The sequence below is a fragment of the Sinorhizobium sp. B11 genome (assembly GCA_039725955.1).
GTDB lineage: Bacteria > Pseudomonadota > Alphaproteobacteria > Rhizobiales > Rhizobiaceae > Rhizobium.
The window spans coordinates 520,078-542,673 of the sequence record CP091033.1; the positions used below are offsets into that span (position 1 = coordinate 520,078).

The 22,596-nt window shown below is 60.1% G+C and carries 26 protein-coding genes; 15 read left to right on the forward strand and 11 right to left on the reverse strand.

The features are described from left to right. The first annotated feature begins 43 nt into the window (after positions 1 to 43). Positions 44 to 1,336 (forward strand): L-rhamnose catabolism isomerase, encoded by a 1,293-nt coding sequence (gene rhaI, locus LVY75_02375; protein ID XAZ20832.1) that lies wholly within the window; start codon positions 44 to 46, stop codon positions 1,334 to 1,336. An 18-nt stretch (positions 1,337 to 1,354) separates the two neighbouring features. Here rhaI and LVY75_02380 read toward each other — a convergent pair whose 3' ends face one another. The 3 genes from LVY75_02380 to LVY75_02390 form a co-directional block, all read right to left on the reverse strand. Next, positions 1,355 to 1,813, reverse strand: a complete 459-nt coding sequence (locus tag LVY75_02380) for a carboxymuconolactone decarboxylase family protein (GenBank protein ID XAZ20833.1) — start codon at positions 1,811 to 1,813, stop codon at positions 1,355 to 1,357. A gap of 307 nt (positions 1,814 to 2,120) precedes the next feature. Continuing rightward, entirely contained in the window at positions 2,121 to 2,813 is a 693-nt protein-coding gene (locus LVY75_02385) for a RibD family protein (protein XAZ20834.1), read from the reverse strand. A gap of 30 nt (positions 2,814 to 2,843) precedes the next feature. Next, positions 2,844 to 3,506, reverse strand: coding sequence for an HAD-IA family hydrolase (locus LVY75_02390; protein ID XAZ20835.1), 663 nt, complete (start codon positions 3,504 to 3,506; stop codon positions 2,844 to 2,846). 164 nt (positions 3,507 to 3,670) lie between these two features. On the opposite strand from LVY75_02390, the gene LVY75_02395 reads away from it, so the two are divergent. The 7 genes from LVY75_02395 to LVY75_02425 all read left to right on the forward strand — a co-directional run bounded on the left by LVY75_02395 (position 3,671) and on the right by LVY75_02425 (position 9,927). Then, the gene (locus LVY75_02395; protein ID XAZ20836.1) at positions 3,671 to 4,540 is read left to right on the forward strand and encodes a sigma-70 family RNA polymerase sigma factor; all 870 of its coding nucleotides are present in this window, start codon (positions 3,671 to 3,673) and stop codon (positions 4,538 to 4,540) included. 324 nt (positions 4,541 to 4,864) lie between these two features. Beyond that, on the forward strand, positions 4,865 to 5,527 hold the full coding sequence (locus LVY75_02400; GenBank protein ID XAZ20837.1) for a c-type cytochrome: 663 nt from the start codon (positions 4,865 to 4,867) through the stop codon (positions 5,525 to 5,527). After that, positions 5,524 to 6,777 (forward strand): cytochrome c, encoded by a 1,254-nt coding sequence (locus tag LVY75_02405; protein XAZ20838.1) that lies wholly within the window; start codon positions 5,524 to 5,526, stop codon positions 6,775 to 6,777. Before LVY75_02400 ends, LVY75_02405 begins: the two co-directional genes overlap by 4 nt. A gap of 7 nt (positions 6,778 to 6,784) precedes the next feature. Continuing rightward, positions 6,785 to 6,952, forward strand: a complete 168-nt coding sequence (locus tag LVY75_02410) for a hypothetical protein (protein ID XAZ20839.1) — start codon at positions 6,785 to 6,787, stop codon at positions 6,950 to 6,952. Next, entirely contained in the window at positions 6,952 to 7,509 is a 558-nt protein-coding gene (locus LVY75_02415) for a cytochrome C oxidase subunit II (GenBank protein ID XAZ20840.1), read from the forward strand. Before LVY75_02410 ends, LVY75_02415 begins: the two co-directional genes overlap by 1 nt. Continuing rightward, a complete protein-coding gene (locus tag LVY75_02420; GenBank protein XAZ20841.1) occupies positions 7,499 to 9,121 on the forward strand; it encodes a b(o/a)3-type cytochrome-c oxidase subunit 1 in 1,623 nt (540 codons plus the stop codon). The genes LVY75_02415 and LVY75_02420 overlap by 11 nt, the downstream gene beginning before the upstream one ends. Beyond that, complete coding sequence (locus tag LVY75_02425) at positions 9,121 to 9,927, forward strand: cytochrome c4 (GenBank protein XAZ21294.1); 807 nt, start codon at positions 9,121 to 9,123, stop codon at positions 9,925 to 9,927. Before LVY75_02420 ends, LVY75_02425 begins: the two co-directional genes overlap by 1 nt. A gap of 16 nt (positions 9,928 to 9,943) precedes the next feature. Here the strand turns inward: LVY75_02425 and LVY75_02430 are convergent, their stop codons facing one another. Next, on the reverse strand, positions 9,944 to 10,777 hold the full coding sequence (locus LVY75_02430) for an IclR family transcriptional regulator (protein ID XAZ20842.1): 834 nt from the start codon (positions 10,775 to 10,777) through the stop codon (positions 9,944 to 9,946). Between the two features lie 523 nt (positions 10,778 to 11,300). Next, a complete protein-coding gene (locus LVY75_02435; protein ID XAZ20843.1) occupies positions 11,301 to 11,516 on the reverse strand; it encodes a hypothetical protein in 216 nt (71 codons plus the stop codon). Positions 11,517 to 11,646: 130 nt separating this feature from the next. Here LVY75_02435 and LVY75_02440 point away from each other — a divergent pair, with 130 nt between their 5' ends. After that, positions 11,647 to 12,270 (forward strand): TetR/AcrR family transcriptional regulator, encoded by a 624-nt coding sequence (locus tag LVY75_02440; GenBank protein XAZ20844.1) that lies wholly within the window; start codon positions 11,647 to 11,649, stop codon positions 12,268 to 12,270. Between the two features lie 72 nt (positions 12,271 to 12,342). Next, a complete protein-coding gene (locus tag LVY75_02445) occupies positions 12,343 to 12,528 on the forward strand; it encodes a hypothetical protein (protein ID XAZ20845.1) in 186 nt (61 codons plus the stop codon). Here LVY75_02445 and LVY75_02450 read toward each other — a convergent pair. Together LVY75_02450 and LVY75_02455 are read right to left on the reverse strand one after the other, a co-directional pair. Next, positions 12,525 to 12,965 carry a DUF1810 domain-containing protein gene (locus tag LVY75_02450; GenBank protein XAZ20846.1) on the reverse strand — a complete coding sequence of 147 codons (441 nt, stop codon included), beginning with the start codon at positions 12,963 to 12,965 and terminating at the stop codon, positions 12,525 to 12,527. The genes LVY75_02445 and LVY75_02450 overlap by 4 nt on opposite strands. Positions 12,966 to 13,037: 72 nt before the next feature. Beyond that, the gene (locus LVY75_02455) at positions 13,038 to 13,370 is read right to left on the reverse strand and encodes a hypothetical protein (GenBank protein XAZ20847.1); all 333 of its coding nucleotides are present in this window, start codon (positions 13,368 to 13,370) and stop codon (positions 13,038 to 13,040) included. A 233-nt stretch (positions 13,371 to 13,603) separates the two neighbouring features. On the opposite strand from LVY75_02455, the gene LVY75_02460 reads away from it, so the two are divergent. Next, positions 13,604 to 14,974 carry an amidase gene (locus tag LVY75_02460; protein ID XAZ20848.1) on the forward strand — a complete coding sequence of 457 codons (1,371 nt, stop codon included), beginning with the start codon at positions 13,604 to 13,606 and terminating at the stop codon, positions 14,972 to 14,974. Positions 14,975 to 15,044: 70 nt separating this feature from the next. Continuing rightward, a complete protein-coding gene (locus LVY75_02465; protein ID XAZ20849.1) occupies positions 15,045 to 15,905 on the forward strand; it encodes a sugar phosphate isomerase/epimerase in 861 nt (286 codons plus the stop codon). On the opposite strand, the gene LVY75_02470 is transcribed toward LVY75_02465, so the two are convergent. Continuing rightward, positions 15,902 to 16,792, reverse strand: coding sequence for a helix-turn-helix domain-containing protein (locus LVY75_02470; GenBank protein XAZ20850.1), 891 nt, complete (start codon positions 16,790 to 16,792; stop codon positions 15,902 to 15,904). The genes LVY75_02465 and LVY75_02470 overlap by 4 nt on opposite strands. 115 nt (positions 16,793 to 16,907) lie before the next feature. On the opposite strand from LVY75_02470, the gene pobA reads away from it, so the two are divergent. The 3 genes from pobA (at position 16,908) to LVY75_02485 (ending at position 20,433) form a co-directional block, all read left to right on the forward strand. After that, positions 16,908 to 18,080, forward strand: a complete 1,173-nt coding sequence (gene pobA / locus LVY75_02475; protein XAZ20851.1) for a 4-hydroxybenzoate 3-monooxygenase — start codon at positions 16,908 to 16,910, stop codon at positions 18,078 to 18,080. Between the two features lie 222 nt (positions 18,081 to 18,302). Next, positions 18,303 to 19,430: a tartrate dehydrogenase gene (locus LVY75_02480; GenBank protein XAZ20852.1), complete on the forward strand. Its 1,128-nt coding sequence runs from the start codon at positions 18,303 to 18,305 to the stop codon at positions 19,428 to 19,430. 208 nt (positions 19,431 to 19,638) lie between these two features. Continuing rightward, complete coding sequence (locus LVY75_02485) at positions 19,639 to 20,433, forward strand: aldolase/citrate lyase family protein (protein XAZ20853.1); 795 nt, start codon at positions 19,639 to 19,641, stop codon at positions 20,431 to 20,433. A 93-nt stretch (positions 20,434 to 20,526) separates the two neighbouring features. Here LVY75_02485 and LVY75_02490 read toward each other — a convergent pair whose 3' ends face one another. The 3 genes from LVY75_02490 to LVY75_02500 all read right to left on the reverse strand — a co-directional run bounded on the left by LVY75_02490 (position 20,527) and on the right by LVY75_02500 (position 22,594). After that, entirely contained in the window at positions 20,527 to 21,252 is a 726-nt protein-coding gene (locus LVY75_02490) for an SDR family oxidoreductase (protein XAZ20854.1), read from the reverse strand. Positions 21,253 to 21,264: 12 nt separating this feature from the next. Continuing rightward, a complete protein-coding gene (gene ugpC, locus LVY75_02495; GenBank protein ID XAZ21295.1) occupies positions 21,265 to 22,272 on the reverse strand; it encodes a sn-glycerol-3-phosphate ABC transporter ATP-binding protein UgpC in 1,008 nt (335 codons plus the stop codon). A gap of 115 nt (positions 22,273 to 22,387) precedes the next feature. Continuing rightward, positions 22,388 to 22,594, reverse strand: a complete 207-nt coding sequence (locus LVY75_02500; GenBank protein XAZ20855.1) for a DUF2160 domain-containing protein — start codon at positions 22,592 to 22,594, stop codon at positions 22,388 to 22,390. Positions 22,595 to 22,596 lie beyond the last annotated feature (2 nt).

A 22,596-nucleotide genomic window follows, 5' to 3' on the forward strand; every position in this document is an offset into this window, starting at 1 on the left:
CGGCGGGTATTGCCCGCCGCAACAAAATCTCTGGGAGGAAGACATGGCTGAATTCAGGATTGCGCCGGATCTGGTCGCAGCGGAAAACGACAAGCGTGCTGGCGCGCTGAAGGCTGACTACGAAGCGCTTGGCGCCACACTCGCCCGTCGCGGCGTCGATATCGAGGCGATCACCCGCAAGGTCTCGGAATTCACCGTGGCCGTGCCCTCCTGGGGCGTGGGCACCGGGGGCACGCGCTTTGCACGATTCCCGGGCACCGGCGAGCCGCGCGGTATCTTCGACAAGCTCGACGATTGCGCCGTCATCAACCAGCTGACGCAGGCAACGCCGACCGTTTCCCTGCATATCCCCTGGGACAAGACCGATGTTAAGGATCTGAAGGCGAAGGGCGATGCGCTCGGCCTCGGTTTCGACGCGATGAACTCCAACACCTTCTCCGATGCGCCCGGCCAGAAGCTGACCTATAAATATGGTTCGCTCAGCCACACAGATGCGGCGACCCGGCAACAGGCGATCGAACATAACATCGAATGCATCGAGATCGGCAAGGCGATCGGCTCCAAGGCGCTCACCGTCTGGATCGGCGACGGTTCCAACTTTCCCGGCCAGAGCAACTTCACCAAGGCGTTTGAGCGTTATCTCGCCTCGATGGCTGATATTTACAAGGCGCTGCCGGACGATTGGCGGCTCTTTTCCGAACACAAGATGTACGAGCCAGCCTTCTACTCGACGATCGTGCAGGATTGGGGCACCAACTATCTGATCGCCCAGACGCTCGGTCCCAAGGCCTATTGCCTTGTCGACCTCGGTCATCACGCACCGAATACCAATATCGAAATGATCGTCGCCCGTCTTATCCAGTTCGGCAAGCTCGGCGGCTTCCATTTCAACGACTCGAAATATGGTGACGACGATCTCGATGCTGGTTCGATCGAGCCCTATCGCCTGTTCCTCGTTTTCAACGAGCTCGTCGATGCCGAACAGCGCGGCGTCAACGATTTCCATCCGGCCCATATGATCGACCAGTCGCATAATGTGACGGATCCGATCGAAAGCCTGATCAACAGCGCCAACGAAATCCGCCGTGCCTATGCGCAGGCCCTGATCGTCGACCGTAAGGCGCTCGACGGTTATCAGCAGGACAATGACGCGCTGATGGCGTCGGAAACGCTGAAGCGCGCCTACCGCGCCGATGTCGAGCCGATTCTGGCCGAAGCGCGCCGCCGCGCGGGCGGTGCGATCGACCCGATCGCTGCCTACCGCACCAGCGGCTACCGCAAAAAGGTAGCCGCTGAGCGTCCCGCCTCCGTCTCCGGCGGCGGTGGTATCATCTGATCGGTTGGAAGCCGTCGATCACGGCTTCCACTGTCCCGCGACCTGCCGGGTGGCGACGTTCAGCCGGTTCCAGACATTGATATTGGCAATTGCGATGACGAGGGCCGCAAGGCTCTTGCCATCGTAATGGCGCGTGCATTCCTCCCAGACCTCATCCGGCACCGGATCGGCTCGGTCGCTGAGGCGGGTGACGGCTTCGGCCAGTGCCAGCGCGGCGCGTTCGGCGTCGCTGTAGTAGGGGGCTTCGCGCCAGCCGGCCACGGCAAACAGCCGCTCATCAGTCTCGCCGTGCTTGCGGGCAATGCGCCAATGTCCATCGATGCAGACGCTGCAGCCGTTGATCTGGCTGGCGCGCAGATAGATGATCTCCAGAAATCCCGGCGCAAGGCCGACCGTAACCGGCAGTTTGCCGAGGGCATTCAGTGCCTGCATGGCGTCGGGGATGACGAGGGCTGGATTTCCCATTCTCTCTTGCATGTTCAGTCTCCTGATGACGTGTTCCGTTTGACGCAAAGCCGGGCAGTTGCCGGTTTCGTTCGTCATGGACTTGACGGACCAGGGGCAGAGAGTGTGACGAGGGCAGCGTAAAAAGATGAGACACCTGAGCATCTGCTACGTCAGGAATGAACGGCCATCGTCAAGGCCGTTTCGCCAGCAGCCCACAGGCTCTCAAACGCCTTGAAGTTCCAATCCCGGGCTCCTGCGCCGGCGACAACGATATCAGGCTCAGAGGTGGTTGGGGGCGGGGATCTATCGGCCTCGTACCTGTGGCTGTCCGCAATCGCTATCGGGTGCGGACTTTGTATCGCAAGGCGACGGCGCCGTTGTCTTTCGTCTCGGCCGAAATCAGCGAGAGTTGTGTCTTGCCCGCCAATCCGCCTTCGAAGGTGACGATAGGCTGGCCGCCGCTACCGTCGAGAGCCGGCGCGACAAGCAGATAGAGTTCGTCGATAAGATCAGCGGCAAAGAAGGCTCCGTTGATCGCGGCTCCGCCTTCGAGCAGAAGTTTGCGGATGCCGAGTTCCTTCTCCAGCACATCGAGCGCTGCGGGCAGGTCGATATCCACTGATGGCGAAACGATGTAGGAGATGCCGTCGGCAGCGAGTTCTGCGAGATGGTTGTCCGGCACGGTATTGCCGAGGATGACGACGATATGGTCGCCTTCAATATCTGCTCGCGTGAAATGCAGCTTGCCCGACGTGTCGAGTGCGATCGCGTAATTGTTTGACTTGCGATCGGCAAAATGGTTCGGCCGTTCGACAGAGCCGGCAGATTGTGGCGGATGCGGCCCTCCCTTCGCCATTTCGGCCATTGTCACGCGCCCGACAATCCAGGCGTCGCCCTGCAGTTCTTCATGGATCTGCTGATAGAGCGCCGACCATTCCTTGCGTCCGCCATCGGGGCTTTCGGTCCATTTGCTCGGATGCAGGCCGCCGTCGAGCGACGACATCATCAGGCAGACAATTTCCGGCTTCATGGGAATTCCTTTCGGCTGTGCGGCAGGCACTCAGAACTTGATCGAAAGGTGGCCGCTGTCAGCAATGACAACGGTCGCATCGGCATAATGTTCGATCTCTGGATAACCTTTCAGCGAATGCTTGTGACCGGCGGCCGTGATGACCATGACATCGGCGCCGGCTGCCGCTCCTGCCTTTACGCCGGCTTCGACGTCTTCAAAGACCAGGCATTCATGCGTTGCAAAACCGAGCTTCTCCGCGCCGAGGATATAGCATTGCGGGTCGGGCTTGCCGACGGTCACATCTTCCGCCGTCACGATCGCCTGCGGCATCGGAAGGCCGGCTGCCTCGAGCCGTCGCTCAGCAAGGCGACGCGGTGAAGAGGTGACGATCGTCCACCGGTTTGGCGGCAGCGAAGCCAAAAAATCGGCGGCACCCGGCAGCGCGATGACGCCTTCGACATCCTGGATTTCCTCTTCGGTGATCTGCGCAGCTTCTGCTTCTGCATCAACGCCGGGAAGGTTCAGCCGCCGGATCGTGTCGATACCTCGTGATCCGTGCATAATCGGCAGGAATTTTTCTACATCCAGCCCGTGCCGCTCCGCCCAGCGTCCCCAGACGCGCTCTGCTGACGCCGTCGAGCTCAGGATCGTGCCATCCATGTCGAACAGGAAGGCGGCATATTGTCTGGAACTATCAAATCGGGAGGACATCGGGAAACACCATTGGGAGGGATATACGCGCCATCAGCCAATGAAAAATGCGGCAGGTCAAGTCGCCAGTAGAATTTCATGGGCTTGATGTGATTCCGCTCCTGTCACATCGTCCCGCTTCCGTTCGTCATGGTCTTTGATGCAACAGGATAAGGAATGGATCGATGGACGAGAAAAGATGGCTGGCCGAGGAATTCGAGGCGAACCGTGGGCATCTGCGGGCCGTCGCCTTCCGCATGCTCGGCTCCCGGGCGGAGGCGGAGGATGCAGTGCAAGAGGCATGGTTGCGCCTGACAAGATCGGACAGAGGCAGTGTCGATAATCTCGGCGGCTGGTTGACGACAGTCGTGGCGCGCATTTGTCTCGACATGCTGCGCTCGCGCAAGACGCGCCATGAAGAGCCGCTCGACCTGCCGGCGCATGGCGCGATTGTCGATATTGCCAGCAATCCGGAACGGGAGGCAGCCTTCGCCGATTCCGTCGGCATCGCCTTGCTCGTGGTCCTGCAAACGCTTTCGCCGGCTGAACGCGTTGCCTTCGTGCTGCACGACATGTTCGATCTCCCGTTCGAGGAAATTGCCGCAGTCATCGGGCGAAGTGCTGCCGCCACCCGGCAGCTTGCCAGCCGCGCCCGGCGCCGGGTGCTGGGGCAACCGGAAACGCCTGATGTCGACCTTACGCGGAAGCGGAGCATTGCCGAGGCTTTCCTCCTCGCCTCGCGCAACGGCGATCTGGCGGGGCTGATTGCAGTGCTCACGCCGGATGCGGTCTTCCGGCCGGATGCGACCGCGATCCAGCTCGGGGACGTCACTCCGCTTCACGGCGCTCAAGCCGTCGCCGAAAACTTCAAGGGACGGGCGACGTCGGCGAAAGCTGCACTTGTCGATGGCGAAATCGGTCTTGTTGTTTTCATCCACGGGCAGTTGCGCGTTGTGCTGGCGCTGGGCTTCGAGGGCGACAGGATCTCGACGGTCGATGCGATTGCCGATCCGGATCATCTGCGCGATATCGGCTATTCGATCTTCGAAGGCTGACGATCACATCGCTAAGTCTTTCCCACAAGGGGGCGAAGGCCGGTCGCCGGTCCCGAAAGCAGATCGAAAGAGGGCGATTTCGTCCATATAAAAAATCGCCAATATCAAGCGGTTCGCGTACTTTCTTGATTTCTGTCAAGGCGAGGATTGTCGAATGCGGCTACTTATTCGGCGCGGACCGGATCGAATCTGCCCCGTCGCTATCATGCCTTTCCGGGTTTTCGCCCATCAAGATTTTTCACCTGTGGTTTGTGCTCCGGAGGAAACGTAGTGCTCATACGAGAGACCTTCCTGGCATGCTGTCTTTTCTTCCTGGGAGCAAGCATGGCCCCTGCCCAGGAAGCCAAGGCCTATCCGGATGACATGGCGGAGCGCGTTCAAGCCTGTACCCCGTGCCACGGTGTGGAAGGGAAGGGCACGAACGACCCCTATTTCCCGCGACTTGCGGGTAAGCCTGCAGGATATCTCCATAACCAGCTGGAAGCCTTCAAATCGGGCAGGCGCAAGTACCCGCCGATGAACTATCTGCTCGCCTATTTGACAGACGACTACCTGCGGCAGTTTGCCGAGTATTTCGCCGACCAGCGGCCGGCTCTGCCCGAAAAGTCTCCACCTGACGTCAGTCAGGCGGTGCTCGATCACGGGCATGCGCTCGTCACGCAGGGCGACCTCGACCGCTCGATTCCGGCCTGCGTCAGCTGTCATGGCGGTGCCCTGACGGGGCAGTCACCCGGAATCCCCGGACTTCTCGGATTGCGGGCAAGCTATATCAGCGCACAGCTCGGCGGATGGCGCTATGGTACGCGAACGGCAATCGCGCCTGACTGCATGCAGCTTGTGGCCGGGCACCTTACGGAAGACGATGTGCGTGCCGTCGCCGCCTATCTCGCCAATCAGCCTCAGCCCGCAGATCCCGCGCCGTCTCCTGCCGGATCCTATTCTCTGCCTTTTGCATGTGGCAGCCAGCCGGAGGGCAATAAGCCATGAGCGCGCATCTGAGAATTTTGCCCGCCCTTGCCCTGGTGGCGTTTGTTGCGGCTCTTTCCCCGGTCGCAGCGCAGTCCCCGCAGGACGCTTCCTCCGATGTGGTCAAAAAGGGAGAATATCTCGCGCGCGCCGGAGACTGCGTTGCTTGCCATACGGCGCCCGACGGAAAGCTCTTTTCAGGCGGGCGAGCCATGCCGACGCCTTTCGGCACGCTTTATACATCGAACATCACGCCGGATGAGACGGGTATCGGCCGATGGTCTGCCGACGACTTCTACAACACGATGCATCATGGCCGTTATCCGGACGGGGGCCTGCTTTATCCCGCGATGCCGTTTGCCTCCTATACCAAGGTCACCCGCGAAGACAGTGACGCGATCTTTGCCTATCTGAAGACGATCACGCCGGTGCATCAACCGAACCGTCCGCATGAGCTCGACTTTCCCTATAACAACCGCTCTCTCATTCTCGGGTGGCGGACGTTGTTCTTCAAGGAAGGCGAGTTCACGCCGGATGCCAAACAGTCAGAGGAATGGAACCGGGGGGCCTATCTGGTCGAAGGGCTCGGACATTGCGGCATGTGCCATACGCCGATCAACGCGCTTGGCGGAAGCCGTGAATCGGAAGCCTTCCAGGGCGGACTGATTCCGATGCAGGACTGGTATGCGCCATCGCTGACCTCCAACAAGGAGGCCGGGCTTGGCGACTGGTCGATCGAGGAGATCTCCGATCTCCTGCAGAAAGGTATCTCGACGCGGGGCGCTGTCTATGGCCCGATGGCGGAGGTGGTCTTCAATAGTCTCCAGTACATGACGGACGAAGACATCCGCGCCATGGCCGTCTACCTGAAGAGCATCGCGCAGGACCAACCCACACCGCCTCGCTCCTCCGTCAGGACGGAAGAGGCGAGTCTTCTGATCAGTCTCGGCAAATCAGTCTATGACAAGCAGTGCGCCAGCTGTCATGGCGCCCAGGGCGAAGGCCGACCGCCGCATTATCCGCTGCTCGCCGGCAATCAGTCGATCCAGATGGAATCGGCAGTCAACGGCATCCGCATGGTGCTCAATGGCGGCTATCCGCCTGCGACCGAAAAGAACCCCATGCCGCACGGCATGCCGCCCTTTGCGGTAACACTTTCGGACGACGAGGTGGCGGCCGTCGTCTCCTACATCCGGACCGCATGGGGTAATCGCGGCACGCCGGTCACTGCCGCCGAGGCGAACAAACTTCGTTCTGCTCCACTTCAATGAGGACGCCATGATCAATTCGGAAGATCCAGCAGACGCTCCTGACAACGCCTTGGTCGAACAGATCGTCGCCGAGGGACCACACGGCGCCCTTGCCGTAGCGGGGATAGCGACCGCGATCGTCGTCCTCATGTGGATACTTTTCTATCTGCTCGTGTTCGTGCCCAGGAGCGGCTGATGACCGATATGCATAATCAGGCAGCGGCAGTCTCGGAGCGTGTCGAACGGCGCTGGGCGACAGTTGCAGTCCTCATCATCGTCTTTCTCGCGGGAATGGCAGCTTTCGCAGGCATTCACAATGCAACGATGCCGCAAGCCACCGTCGAGACCATCGATCCCACGACGATCCATCTCGCAGGCGAATTCATCGAGTCCAATCTCGGGAGCGCGGTCGAGCCTGACGGCTCGGTGACGGTTCGGGCGATCGGCCAGCAATATTCCTTCTCGCCGCCCTGTATCGTCGTACCGGCCGCGACGCCGATCACCTTCCGCGCCACCAGCGCCGACGTCGTGCACGGCTTCCTCATTCAGGGCACCAACATCAATACGATGCTCGTACCGGGTTACGTGTCGATCCAGAAGGCAAGCTTTGCAGCCCCCGGCGACCACCTGATGCCCTGCCAGGAGTTCTGCAGCGTCGGTCATGAAGGCATGTGGGCAAGGGTGAAGGTCGTGGACAAGCAACAGTTCCTCTCGGAAATGGCGGACAAGAGGAGGCTTTCCTGTGCTCCATAATCGCAGATTGATCCTTGCGCATTTCTGGCTCGCCTTTGCGGTTTTCGGATTGGCTCTGTTGCTCGGCGCCTGGCAGATGTATGTCCGCAGCCCGTTGTCTCCGTGGGTCAACAATCCGGAATGGTATTATCGCTCGCTGACGGCGCATGGCACCGTCATGGGTTATGTATTCCCGACTCTTGTGGCGATGGCCTTCGGTTATGCGATCAGCGAGTCTTCCCTGAAGCAGAACCTGGTTGGTGTGCGCTGGGCATGGGCAGGGTTCTGGCTGATTGCCGTCGGCTCCGTCATCGCGATGATTCCGGTAGCCCTGGGCATGGCTTCCGTTCTTTATACATTCTATCCGCCGCTGATCGGCAATCCATTCTACTATATCGGCGTCGTGATGGTCGTCGTCGGTTCCTGGATCTGGGTGGCGTTGATGTCCGTCAATCTGGGCATCTGGAAAAAGGCCAACCCGGGCGCTCCCGTCCCGCTGGCGATGTTTGCCAATGTCGCAGGCTCCTATCTTTGGGGCTGGACTGCGGTCGGTGCGGCGCTCGAACTTCTGCTGCAGATCATTCCCGTAGCATTGGGCTTCAAGTCGACGATCGATGCAGGTCTTGCCCGCGTGTTCTTCTCGTGGACATTGCACGCCATCGTCTACTTCTGGCTGATGCCGACCTATATCGCCTATTACACGATCGTGCCGCGGTCGATCGGCGGGCGGATCTACAGCGATACGATGGCGCGGATTTCCTTCATCCTGTTCCTGGTCGTCGCGATGCCGATCGGCATCCACCACGCGTTTGCCGATCCGCAGGTCGGCGCAGGCTTCAAGTTCATCCACTCCGCTTTCACCGCGCTCGTTGCGCTTCCGACACTCTTGACCGTCTTTACCATCTGCGCGTCGATAGAGATCGCCGCCCGCGCGCGCGGCGGCCGTGGCATGTTCGGTTGGCTGAAGGTCCTGCCGTGGCGCAACCCCATGATGCTGGCCGTGACATTCTCCTTCATCATGCTCGGTTTCGGCGGGGCGGGCGGGCTCATCAACATGAGCTACCAGCTCGACGCGTCGATCCACAATACGCAGTGGATAACAGGGCACTTCCATCTCATCTTCGGCGGCGCCATCGTCATCATGTATTTTGCGATCGCCTATGATCTCTGGCCCCATTTGACCGGTCGACAGATCGTCAGCCTCGGGCTCGTCAGGCTGCAGCTCTGGCTCTGGTTCATCGGGATGATCGTGACGACATTTCCCTGGCACTATGTCGGCATTCTCGGCATGCCACGCCGAATGTCGTTCTTCGACTATACCGATCCGGCGCTCGCCAACGAGGCCCTATCGGTCGTGTTCTCCGTCTTCGGCGGGTTCATTCTCGTCGCGGCGGGAATTCTCTTCATTGCCATTCTGGTCCGCACGCAGTTTTCGGTGCGGCAAGAGCCCGAGGAATATCGCTTCGCGATCGCCGTCCATCCGCCGACCAGGGTGCCTGCTGCGCTTAACAGCTACGGTCTCTGGATCGCTCTGATGATCGGGCTGACCATTACGAATTACGGATATCCAATCCTTCAGCTCGCCGTGCGTGACGATACATCTGTGCCCGCAGTCTATGTGGGAGAACGATGATGCCTCGCGAAAAGATGATCAGCTTCCGCAATCGCTGGACGGTCACGAGCGTGACCGTCACCGCGGGCATCTTTGTCGTAGCAGCAGGTTTGGGCTTTGTGCTGCTGCCGCGCCTGGAGGCAGGAGGTCAGGTAGCGGGCATCTGGGATTCCATCTGTCGGGCCGCGGGATTGCCGCGGCCGGGAACGCCTTCCGAAACGATCACGCCGGATTATAAGACATCCCTGGTCAAGATCGCGACGGCGGTGCCGAGAAAGCGGGACGAGGAGGCGATCGGGCGGGGCGCTACACTGGCCCAGCAATGCGCGATCTGTCACGGCCCCACGGGCGTCAGTCGTGCCGACTCTCCCAACCTTGCGGGACAATACGCAAGCGTCGTCTACAAGCAGCTTCGTGACTTCAAGGACGGTGTGCGTGTCAACGCCGTCATGAGCCCGTTTGCCGTGAAGCTGACCGAGCAGGACATGCAGGATCTGGCGGCCTATTATTCCTACCTGCCGCGCCTTCCAGGCTTTCATCCGTCAGGCAGCAATCCTGTGCCGCGGATCGTCGCGAGCGGCGCGCCGACGCGCGGCATTGCGCCTTGCGGTTCTTGCCATGGCAGCATCGAGAACAAGCTCGGCAGCCCCTGGCTCGAGGGTCAGTCGGAACTGTATCTGAAGACCCAGCTTCTGGCCTTTATATCCGGCTCACGGCAGAACGACATCAGCAGCCAGATGCGCAATGTCGCTCGCGCGATGACGCCCGAGGAAATCGACCAGGCAGCCCAATACTATGCCAATAAGGAGCCACTGGCGGCCGAATGACCCGTCCGAATAGTGCTTAATGGCTGCGCCAGCCCATCAACTTTTCGATGCGCTCGGCGGAACTGCGTACCTGTGCGGTATAGTGGCTTTCGTCAGAAAAGGCTTTCTGCTCCGGCAGCACGATGGAAATGGTGGCGACGCATTGACCTTCACGATCGCAGATCGGCGAGGCGATGCAGGCAACCGCATAATCGGATTCGCCTGCCTGGATCGAGAGGCGCGATTCAAAGGCTTTTCCGGCGGATTCCGATAGTGTTGCGGGATCGATCTCTGCGCGGCCCGTCGGCGAGGAGCGGGCACAGCGCTTGAAGAGCTCGACCCGCTCGTCTTCCTGCAGATGCCCGACCAACAGACGGCCAGATGCAGTCCAGTTGAGCGGTACACGAGTACCGACGCGGGAGGCGACCTGGAAATGACTGGGGCCATCGGCCATGGCCAGGACCAGCATGAAATCGCCGTCACGGCCGCAGACCTGAACGGTTTCGCCGGCCTGGCGGCAAAGGTCATGCATCTCATGCGTCGCGACACTCATGAAATCGAGCGACCGCGCATAGGCGAGGCCGTAATGGTAGAGCCGCGAGCCGAGCCAGATCGACCCGTCGGACTGCCGCGTCAGCATATTCTTTTCGACCAGATCGTCGACGATGACATAGACGGTAGAAAGCGGTGCCTTTACTGCCTTGGCGATGGCGTAGACGCCGGCCGGCGATCCCGTCTCGTAGAGATGGTCGATCACCTGCAGCGCGCGATCGATGCCGCTGACGCGTGCGCGGCGCGCGCCCTTGGCGCCGGTCCCTTCGGCCGGGTCTTCATCTTCGGAGTGGATTGCGGGGGATGTCTTTCCGTCCAATTCAACATACCTCTGATATCATGCGAACCTGTTACATTACTATGGCATAGCCGTCCGCGAAGCAAATCGCAAAATTTCTGGATATGAAATCTTCGGTGGCTGCCGCAGACGGGCATCGGGTGCCGTCATGGGACGTGCTGTAATTGCAGGCGACAGATCCATCTGCGGGCGCCCCGTCACGCATCGGCGGTGCCGCAGACGGAACAACAAGCCGCAGTTTGAGTTTTCGTCCCATCAGCGATACCGGCTGATCGGATGTCGGCCAAGTCTCCTGCCAGACATCGCGGTCAGCAGTGGCAAGCCGACGCCCCTTTTGCGGCTTGCCGAGCCACCGCCGGTGGGCGTTGTCAGAGGATGGCGCCCCCGGCGGCGAGCGTCTCAAGGTCGCGGGATGAATTATTGGGAATCGATATAGATGTGAGCAATCACGACATCGCAAGGGCTGCCGCCTGATAGCGGCAGCCCGTCTGGGAACAGGGCTTATCCCCAGTGCCGATCGGGCCTTGTGGGGCCAGTGGTCAGGTCAGCCGAAGCAGGGCATCGCCGGCAGATTGGCGCGGCTGGCAAAGGACCCGATCATTTCGCTCACCGTGGAGGGACGCGGCTCGCGTTTGTGTGCGGCCGTCTCAAGGAGTTGCTTGAAATCTTCAAGCTTCACGCCGTCGGCGCGGAGCACCATGGCGATCAGCGGGTCGCGAAGGGCTTCGGAAATGGTCAAATCTTCTCTGGTCTTTCTCATGGTACGGTCCTCCTTTCGTGGGCGGTCGCCCGTGTTCCACTCCCGCTGCCAAGTGCTCCTGGCATTGACTTCTGCGAAGAGTGGTGTTACCGGTAAGTAACAATGCATTTGTTACCGATCGGTCACATCGATGTCAAGGACTTCGTCCGCGAAAAAATCAGAATCATTGAATGAAATCTCCGTAGCTGCTTCAGATGATCGAATCCCTCCCAGGGAACGTATCGTCTCGACAGCGTCGGAGCTTTTCCGTGAGCGCGGCATTCGCGGCATTGGCGTCGATGCCATTGCGGATGCGGCTGCCACCAACAAGATGACGCTCTACAGGCATTTCGGCTCCAAGGATGAGCTGGTCTGCGAGACACTGCGCCGCGCCTCCGAAAAAGCCGAGAAGATCTGGCGCGATCTCGAAGCCGCACACCCGGGCGACGCACGCGGCCAGTTGCTTGCCTGGGTCGAGGACAGAGCTCACTGTCTGAACGGCGAGCCCGCCGGTTGCGATCTCGCCAACGCTGCCATCGAATTGAAGGGCGAAGGCCATCCGGCGCACGAGTTGATCGAGCGTCACAAGGCGATGCAGCGCAACCGTCTTGCGGCCCTTTGTGTGGCTGCCGGTTCGCGCGAGCCGGAACTGCTCGCCGATACGCTGACACTGCTGCTTGAGGGTGCGCGTGTTACCCGTCAGGCCATGGCGGATGGTGGCTGCTCCTGCCATTTTGAAAAAGCCTGCAATGTGGCGATCTCCGCTTTCGGCTGATATTGTCGCAGCCAGGGAACCTTAGGGGTTGGATGGTCGTTCTGCTGATCTGGGGGCAATCTGGAGGCAGAGATGAATTACACCTATCTCCGGCACCTATATGCCAGACGCGCCGAGCTTGAAGCCAAACTCGAACTGCACGATGCACGCTATTGCTTTGGCGAAGAGGAAGTGGACGACGGTACGCAAATCGATCTGAGGCAGCGTATCGAGGAAATCTCTGAGGAGATCGCGGCGCTGGAGCATACTCCAGGTTAGCCGTTGCCGGCACTTAGGACGGAAATTGTCCGTTCGTCGAATTTTCCGTCGTAGAAATGATCGATCGCCTTGTGAAAGGGCGAGCCGTGATCGCTGACCGCGGCAAACAGTGTCATGGAGGAGCGAAGCTTCAGATCATCCGGGGAGCCCATGATATCGTGCGCGCTGCGATCCTTGACGGAGAGGATTGCCTCGACGCAGCGCAAAAGGCGGCTGCCGAGGATGGGGTCAGCGAGATAGGCCGAGGCTTCTTCTGCCGAGCGAATGGCATATTTCTCCGCCATTGAAGACGTTCCAAGACCGGCGATCTGCGGGAAGATGAACCACATCCAGTGGGAGCGCTTGCGACCGGCTTCCAGCTCCGCAAGAGCCTGCTTGTATATGCCGTTCTGCGCTTCGATGAAGCGGTGAAGGTCGTAATCCAAGTCGCCGGCCATGGTTCTTTCCTTTCCTATGCTTGAAATGCACGTCAGACGAAAGATTCCATGCCCGGCGAAAATCGCTTGCCCTTAGCAGACCTTGTCTGCGTAGGGGCTCGTTTCACGGCAATGGCCGTAGCGCTGGTGGTGTGGCACCAGACTATCACCCGGAGGCGCTTGCTCTTCAATAGCCGAAGTCGTCATCGGATCGGTCGCTGATGTCTGTGCCGACGGTGCTGTGAAGCCTACAAAGCTCAGCAGTACGAGGGCGCCCACGACCACGATCCGCTCCAGGACCGACAGCTTCTGTGCGCTGACGTGGTCGGCGTAATCGCGTTCAGCTTCGCCGTAACTCACGTCCTCCTTCACATGCTGGTGCACCATATCCTGGTGACCGGAGGTCCAAGTTTCAGATTGTGTCATTTCAAGTCTCCTGCAATGCACCGGGATACGGCTTGGGAAGGCAAGCTAATGGCATGCCGATCCGGCTCCCGCGTGCAGCACCGCATGTGTGTCTTAACTGCAGTAAATTGAAGAGCGCTAAATCAAACTCAGTGTTCACAAAATCGTACTAATCATCGTGAAAAGCCGTGCAAGGGCTGGTCCTGCCAAATGATAGGAGGTAAATCCTGTTCGATATCCACAGGACTTTCCCAATGACCCCTGCTTTCGGTGCGATGTCTATCGCTCAGCTTTCCCTACTCATCCAGAGCGGCGAGGTCGATCCTGTGGATGTCGCGGACGCGATTTTCGACGGGATCGAGCAATATGCCGACAAGGCGGTCTTTACGGTATTGTTGCGCGAGCGGGCGATGCGGGAGGCTCATGCTTCCTCCAGGCGTATACGTGACGGCCGCTCGTTCGGTGCACTCGACGGGATTCCGATTGCCTGGAAAGATCTTTTCGATATCGAGGGCATGCCGACCACGGCCGGTTCGGTGGTCCTGACGGACGACGCACCCGCGAAGCACGACGCGGCCATCGTCACGCTACTCAAGAATGCCGGCATGCTGGCGGTCGGTCGCACCAATATGAGTGAATTCGCTTTCTCCGGACTCGGCATCAATCCGCACTACGGTACGCCGGAAAATCCCCATAGCAAGGATGAACCGCGCATTCCCGGCGGGTCGTCCTCCGGTGCGGGCGTGGCGGTGGCCGCAGGCCTTGTACCGGTTGCGATGGGCACGGATACGGGCGGCTCGGTGCGTATTCCCGCCGCCCTGAACGGCATCGTCGGTTACAAGGCAACGCGCGGGCGCTATGCCATGGAAGGCGTCTATCCGCTGGCGACGAGCCTCGATTCGCTCGGCCCGCTCTGCCGGTCCGTCCAGGACGCGATATGGATCGATGCCGCCATGCGTGGTCTGACCGCCCCGATCATTACCCGGCAGTCGCTGAAAGGCATCGATATCGTCATACCCAGGAATGTCGTGCTCGATGGTCTGGGGCCTGGTGTCGCCGAAGCCTTCGAAGGCGGTGTCGAGCGACTGCGTTCTGCCGGCGCGCTTATCAGTTCGATCGAAATCCCGGCTTTCGACGAAATCATCTCGCTAATGGCAAAACATGGCGCGCTCGTGACTGCGGAAGCCTTCGCTCTCCATCGCGAAAGGCTTGCAGGGCCGGAGGCCGCGCGCATGGATCATCGCGTCGTCATGCGCACCCGTCTCGGCGAAAAGACCAGCATGCCCGACTATATCGCCATTCTTGCTGCACGCGCCCGGTTGATCGCCGATACCGAGCGACTGATCGGCAATCGCCTGATCGCCTTCCCTGCGGTTGCCCATGTCGCGCCGCCGATTGCCGCACTGGAGCGTGACGACGAGCTTTTCGTTGCCACCAATGGCAAGACGCTGCGCAATACGGCGCTCGGTAATTTCCTGGATTGGTGCGGCGTTTCCATCCCCTGCGGCAAGGGCGAGGCGGATATGCCGGCCGGCTTCCTTCTCTCGGCTCCGGCTAATCGCGACGATGCACTTCTCGCGGTCTCGCTGGCGGCGGAAGCTGTCATTCGCGGTGACCGGATCTAGGTGATTGCGGGCTTGAAGCCGCGCATCATTCTTGCCAATGTCGTCCCGAGGAAATGGGAGGAGTTGAAAGATGCAGGCTTTGCAGAACGGCCGGTTTGCGGTTTCCACGTGGTCGCTTCATCGGATGCTGGGTGCAACCTACCCTTACGGTCCCGATCCGCAGAAAAGTGCAGCACGCCAGGAACCCTATGGGCAGGGCACTGTCAGCCTGCTCGAAGTACCCGGCATGCTCGCCGAGCGCGGACTTGGTCGGCTGGAGGTCTGCTCGTTCCATCTGCCGAGCCTTGATGCTGGCTACCTCTCGGAATTCCGTGACGCGCTGAAGGCCTCCAACATTCTTTTCCAGACACTGCTCGTGGAAGACGGCGACCCCAGCAATCCCGAGACGGCGGAGCGCGACATAGGCTGGATTGCCGGCTGGATCGAAATCGCCAGGTCTCTCGGCGCCGAGCGCATTCGCGTTATCGCCGGCAAGCAGGCGCCGAACGAGGAGAATCTGGCGCGGTCCGCGCGGCACCTGAAATGGCTGGCCGGGCAGGCGACGGGAAGCGGCGTGCGTGTTGTCACCGAAAACTGGTTCGCGCTTCTGCCCTCGCCGAAGGAAATGAACCGGCTGCTCGACGAACTCGACGGCAAGGTCGGCCTCAATGGTGATCTCGGAAACTGGGCGGCACCCGCCAAATACGAAGGGCTGGCCAATATCATGCGCCGCGCCGAAATCTGCCATGCCAAGGCCGACTACAACGCTTCCGGGCTTGATGCTGCAGACTACCGCCAATGCCTGGAAATGTGCGAAAAGGCCGGCTATGCCGGGCCCTACACGCTGATCTACGATTCACCGTTCTTTGCGGATGAGTGGGACGGCATCCTGCTGCAGAAGAAGTTCATCGAGGAATTCCTTGCCGACGCTCCCGCGCGTCGAACGGCCTAGGTTCGCTCCAGCCTGTTCTTCTCCCGCTTGCGCCAATCCTTGGGCGTCTCGCCCGCATGCTTGAGGAAGAAGCGGGAGAAATAGGCCGGGTCTGCAAAGCCAAGTCGATAGCCGACCTCCCGGACGTTTGCGAGCGTGAAGACGAGTTCACGCTTGGCCTCGTCGATGAGCTTGTTGGCGATCAGGTCGTGAGCCGTCTTTCCGGTCACCGAGCGAACGATGCGATTGAGATGGGTCGGCGAGACGCCGATTTCCCTGGCATAGAATGAAGCGGGTCTGTGTGAGCGGAAATGCTGCTGGATGAGGCCTGTCAACTGCTCCATCCGCCGTTCGTTTTCATCAGCGGGAAACCGGCTGACATTCTCCTGATGGGAAATCCTGGCCGTTAGCCGTAGCGCGACCGCGACGTAGGAGGCGAGAAGTTCGCTACGGCCGCTGCGGTCGTGTCGATATTCTTCGCCGAGCCGCTTCAAGCTCTGCATGAGATAAGCTGCGTCGGGATCTTGAGGATCGAGCGCCGTGAGATGAGGGACGGCGAGCCACTCGCCGAGCAGGCTGCGGTCGCCGGGAGGGTGGCTGAGGTTGGCGCTCAGCATGGTGACGACAAGACCGTCGATATCACGCGAAAAACGAAAGCCATGGTCGAGACCGGGAGGAACCGTGACAACCGCAGGCGGCTGGATGGCGTGGCTCTGCTCGCCGAAAATAGCATCGCCTTCGCCAGCGTCGATGTACAATATCTGAAAGAAGCTCGCGTGCCGGTGCAATTTGATCTCCCAACGGTGCAGGCTGCTGCGCGAGGGAATTGTTTCGCAGTGAAGCCAGAAGTCGGGTTCGTTGCCCGATATCTCGCCGTAGAGCTCATAGGTCGGCACATGTCTCGTCATGGGTTTCCTTCCGTTCCCATGTTCGTTTTGTGCAATTTTTCGGTGGGAAAGTCCATTGCTGCGGGAAGGGCTAAAGGTCACAATTTGCCATAAGCCAGTTGCGTGGAGGAAACAATTGCGCACCCAAATTGCCATCATTGGTTCAGGCCCCTCCGGCCTGCTGCTCGGTCAGTTGCTGACGGAAGCCGGCATCGACAACATCATTCTCGATCGGGTCGGCAAGGACTACATTCTTGGCCGCGTTCGGGCAGGCGTCCTGGAAGAGGGCACCGTCCGTCTTCTTGATGAGGCACGGTCGGCCGCCCGGCTGCATGCTGAAGGTCTGCCGCATGACGGCTTTTCACTGGCTTTCGACGGACGCGATCACCGCATCGATCTCTATGGCCTGACCGGTGGCAAGCGCGTCACGGTCTACGGCCAGACCGAGGTGACGCGTGACCTGATGGAGCGGCGCGAGGCAAGCGGTGCTGCGACGATCTATGAGGCCGCCAATGTCGTGCCGCAGGATTTCGCTGGTGGTTCTTCCTTCGTGAGCTATGAGAAGGATGGTGTCACTCACCGTATCGACTGTGATTTCATCGCCGGCTGCGACGGCTTCCACGGCCCAAGCCGCAAGGCGGTTCCGGAGAAAGCGATCACCAGCTTCGAAAAGATCTACCCCTTCGGCTGGCTCGGTCTGCTCGCCGATATCTCCCCGGTCAATCACGAACTGATCTACGCCAATCATCCGCGCGGTTTCGCGCTCTGTTCCATGCGCTCTGCGACGCGCAGCCGCTATTACATCCAGTGTTCCCTAGACGAGAAGGTCGAAGACTGGAGCGACGAGCGCTTCTGGGACGAGTTGCGCCGCCGCCTGCCGGCCCATCACGCCGAGGCCCTCAAGACCGCTCCATCCTTCGAAAAGTCGATAGCGCCGCTGCGATCCTTCGTGGCCGAGCCTATGCGCTTCGGCCACCTCTTCCTTGTCGGCGATGCCGCCCATATCGTGCCGCCGACCGGCGCCAAGGGGCTGAACCTTGCTGCAAGCGACGTGCATTACCTGTTCGAGGGCCTGAGGGAATTCTACGATGATCGTTCGGGAGCCGGTCTCGAAGCATATTCGCAGAGAGCGCTTGCCCGCATCTGGAAGGCGGTACGCTTTTCCTGGTGGATGACGACGATGATGCATCGTTTTCCCGATACTGGCGATTTCGATCAGAAGATTCAGGAAGCGGAACTCGACTATCTGACCCATTCGCGCGCCGCCTCGACAGCGCTTGCGGAAAACTATGTCGGATTGCCGTTCTGACGGGCAGGTGAAGGCCCATTGCCTGCCGCATCGCGCTCTAAGTGAAGCGTCATTCCGCGCCAGACGCGCGTAGAAAATACCGCAAAATATCGTCGAGAATCCTGGTTATCTGTGCAAGAAATCAACAGCCATGAAAAGCAGGATCGCCAACAGGCTGAAGGTGCAACCGGATAATTGCCAAGCAGATGCTGCTGGCACGATTTGATGATTAGTGGGGATCGCATGAACGCCGATACCAATACGCAGCTACGACGCTACCGCATCGCCTCCGTTCCCGGCGACGGTATCGGCCCCGAAGTCATCGCTGCCGGCCTTGAAGTGCTTGAAGTGCTGGCCGCCCGCAGCGGTGCCTTTGCGCTCGACGTCGATCACTATGACTGGGGCAGCGAACGCTATCGCAGGACCGGCGCGTTCATGCCGGACAATGCTTTGTCTCTGTTGAAAGAGGCTGACGCGATTTATTTCGGCGCCGTCGGCGCACCCGACGTGCCGGATCACATCACGCTCTGGGGTTTGCGCCTGCCAATCTGCCAGCGTCTGGACCAATATGCCAATATCCGCCCGACGCGCATCTTTCCGGGCGTGAGAAGCCCGCTGAGGGGCGTGGAGGAAGGCGATCTCGACTGGCTGATCGTGCGCGAAAATTCCGAGGGGGAATATTCCGGCCATGGCGGCCGTGCGCATATCGGCCTGCCGGAGGAAGTGGCGACCGAAACCTCGATCTTCACGCGCCGGGGCGTCGAGCGCATCATGCGTTTTGCCTTCGGCGAGGCGCAGAAGCGTCCGCGCAAGCTTCTGACCGTCGTCACAAAATCAAACGCCCAGCGTCACGGTCTGGTGCTGTGGGATGAGATCGCCGCCGAAGTAGCCAGGGACTTTCCCGACGTGACCTGGGATAAGGAACTGGTCGATGCCATGACCTTCCGCATGGTCGCAAAACCAAAGAGCATCGACACAGTCGTTGCAACCAACCTGCATGCCGACATCTTATCCGACCTTGCGGCCGCACTTGCCGGCTCGCTTGGTATCGCACCGACCGGCAATGTCGATCCCGAGCGCCGCTTTCCGTCGATGTTCGAGCCGATTCACGGTTCGGCTTTCGATATTACCGGCAAAGGCATCGCCAACCCGGTCGGAAGTTTCTGGACGGCATCGCTGATGCTGGAACATCTCGGCGAAACGGCCGCGGCAAAGATACTGATCTCGGCAGTGGAACAGGTCTGTGCCGCCGGCATTCTCACTCCGGATCTCGGTGGCAAGGCCACGACGGCGGATGTGACGCGCGCCGTTTGCGAGGCTCTGCGAGGATCGAATTTCGCCCCTGGTGACGAGACTATTTCGACTGTCTGATCCGCGCCGGCCGCATCTTCCGGGTTGCCGTGGCTCTCGAATTCGGCATTCATCGGTATCGATGAGGGACTCATTTCGATGGCGGTCGCTCCTTTCGGCGACGTGAAGCAGTCCGGCATCCGCCGGGAAAGTTCGAAATGCGGCGTCGAAGAGTTCCTCGAAGTCAAATATACGGCTATTGGTGGTCTGGCGAATTGAGGAGAATGCCATGAGTGCAGCTGACATCGAAGGCTTTGCAGCCCGGATCCGGAACAATGAAAGCCGGATGATCTCCGCCTGGGTGGGCATTCCCGATCCGCTGCTGGTCAATCACCTGGCACAGGAAGCCTTCGATGCCGTCGTCCTCGACATGCAGCACGGCATGTGGGACCTGCCGTCTGCAGCGGCTGCCGTCAGCCATGTGCGTATTGCCGGCAAGCCGGCGCTCGCCCGTATTCCGGTCGGCGATTTCGCCTCTGCCTCGCGCCTGCTCGATGCCGGCGCGTCCGGCATCATCGCGCCGATGATTAATTCGGCCGAGGATGCGAAGGCCTTCGTTAAGACCACAAAATACCCGCCGGCCGGCGAGCGCAGCTGGGGTCCCTCTTTGGCGCTCAATCATACCGGTCTCTCGGCGGACGACTATCTCAAGAACGCCAATGACCTGACGGTCGCAATCGCCATGATCGAGACGCGCGCGGCGCTGGATGCAATCGATGATATCCTCGGCGTCGCCGGCGTCGACGGCATCTTCATCGGTCCCTCGGACCTTTCCATCGCGCTCTCCCATGGCGATCAGGTCGCACCGAATGCGGCTGAGATCGACAGCGCCATGCAGCACGCAGTTGCGCGTTGCCGCGCGCATGGAAAATTCGCCTGCGCTTTTGCCGGTGACGGCGAGCGTGCAGGCGAGCTTCTGAAGTTCGGTTTCGCCTTCGTCATCGCCGGAGCGGAAACCGCTCAATTGCGATCAGGTGCGCGCAGGGCGATCAACGCGGCCAGGAAGATTGCTTCCGCCGGTTGACCCGCCGAAACCCCAACGAAGTTGCATGTTGAGTATCGTCAGATGTTGGCGGTTTTCTTGGCCGGTCCGCGCTCGGCCAGGGAACATAGGGCGCTACGCGATCATGTAACCGCCATCGATAGGCATCGAGATGCCGTTGACCATCGCGGCTTCGTCCGACAGTAGGAACAGGATCACCTCCGCCACATCCTCGGGCTCCGCGAACCGGCCGACTGGGATGCGCTGTTGCATTCCCGCCGCCTTTTCGGGATCGCTCCAGGCCTTGATCGCCATTGGCGTCAAGGTCACCGTGGGATGAACGCCATTTACACGAATCCCTTGCGGCGCCAATTCCTTGGCCATGACACGCGTCAGGCCGTCCAGGCCGCCCTTCGAAGCGCAATAGGCCGCATGATCGGGGATGCCGACGAAGGCCGCGACGGAGGACACGTTGACGATGGCGCCGTGGCGACCGTCTTCGATCAAGGATCGTGCATATTCCTGTGCCACGATCATCGGAGCGCGCGTGTTGACTGCAATCAGGTGGTCAAACGCCTCGACCGTGGTTTCGAGGAAGGACTGCAGTTCGGTCGTTCCCGCGCAACTGATGAGGAAGTCCGCTGGAAGTGCGGCGCGCGCCGCCTCCCGAGTGGCGTTTGCGTCGGCAAGATCAACCTGAATGGCCTGGCAGCCTAAGTCCTCACGCAGCGAAACGACGTCATCAGCACTTCTGGTCAGTGCCGCGACCTTGGCGCCCCGTTTGACCAATATCTCTGCGACAACGCGGCCGATACCCTTGCCGGCGCCGGTGACGATTACTTTTTTACCTTCGAAATTCATATGCTCCTCGCCTTACAATCGCTGTCCCGTTGCCTGATCAAAGATGTGAACGCGGCGGGGATCAATATGAAAATGCAGCACCTTGCCGGGTGTGACTTCGATACGCTCGCGGATGAGGGCATCGATCGGTACTCCGCCGACGCGGCCGAAGATCAGCGTTTCGGAACCTGTTGGCTCGTAGACCGACACCTCAACCGGGATACCGTCTTCGGCGATGGTGATGTGCTCGGGACGGATGCCATAGGTTACGGCTTTCCCATCTTCGGCATTTAGGCCTCCGACGGGAAGGACGACGCCCTGATCGGTGACGACGACCTGTTTGCCTTCCCGGGTTGCGACCTTGCCTTGAAGGAAGTTCATCGACGGGCTGCCGATGAAACCAGCCACGAAGAGATTGGCCGGAAAGTCATAGAGATCGAGTGGTTTACCGACCTGCTCCACCCTTCCGTCGCGCATGACGACGATCTTGTTCGCCATGGTCATCGCTTCGATCTGGTCATGCGTCACATAGACAGTCGTCGTCTTCAGGCGCTGGTGCAGCTCCTTGATTTCGACGCGCATGGTGACGCGAAGCTTGGCATCGAGGTTGGACAGCGGTTCATCGAACAGAAAGACCTGAGGGTCGCGGACGATCGCCCGGCCCATGGCGACGCGCTGTCGCTGACCGCCCGACAGCTGCTTCGGATAACGGTCCAGATAACGCGTCAGATCAAGGATCTCGGCCGCCTTGCCGACCTTCTCGGCGATTTCCGATTTCGGACGCTTCGCCATTTTCAGCGGAAAGCCCATGTTCTCGGCGACTGTCTTGTGAGGATAGAGCGCGTAGCTCTGGAAGACCATGGCAATGTCGCGTTCCTTCGGCGGAGCATTGGTGACCACCCGCCCTCCGATCCTGATGTCGCCGCTACTGACGGTCTCCAGACCGGCGATCATGCGCAGCAGCGTAGATTTACCACAACCGGAGGGGCCGACCAGAACGACGAATTCGCCATCCTCGATATCGACGCTGACGCCGTGCATGACCTGAAGCGCGCCATATCTCTTGGTGACGTCGCTGACCTGTACGTTTGCCAAAGTCGTTTCTCCCTAATCCAGCTCGGCTTGCGTCTTGGTAATGTGCAAATAATTCATCGGCTCACCCCTTCCAGATGATGTAGGCGCCGAGCACGGCCGAGATTGCCGCCGCAAACCACACCGAAAGCCCGAACGGTTCGATGAACCGCATCCAGAGCAGGGAGAGAGCGACCCAGATTACGACCGAAATGAACAGCCTGTCGAACCAGTTCGTCTCGATCGGCAGGAAGCCTGGCTGTCTTTCATTGTTCCGAGAATTCGAGGCCATCC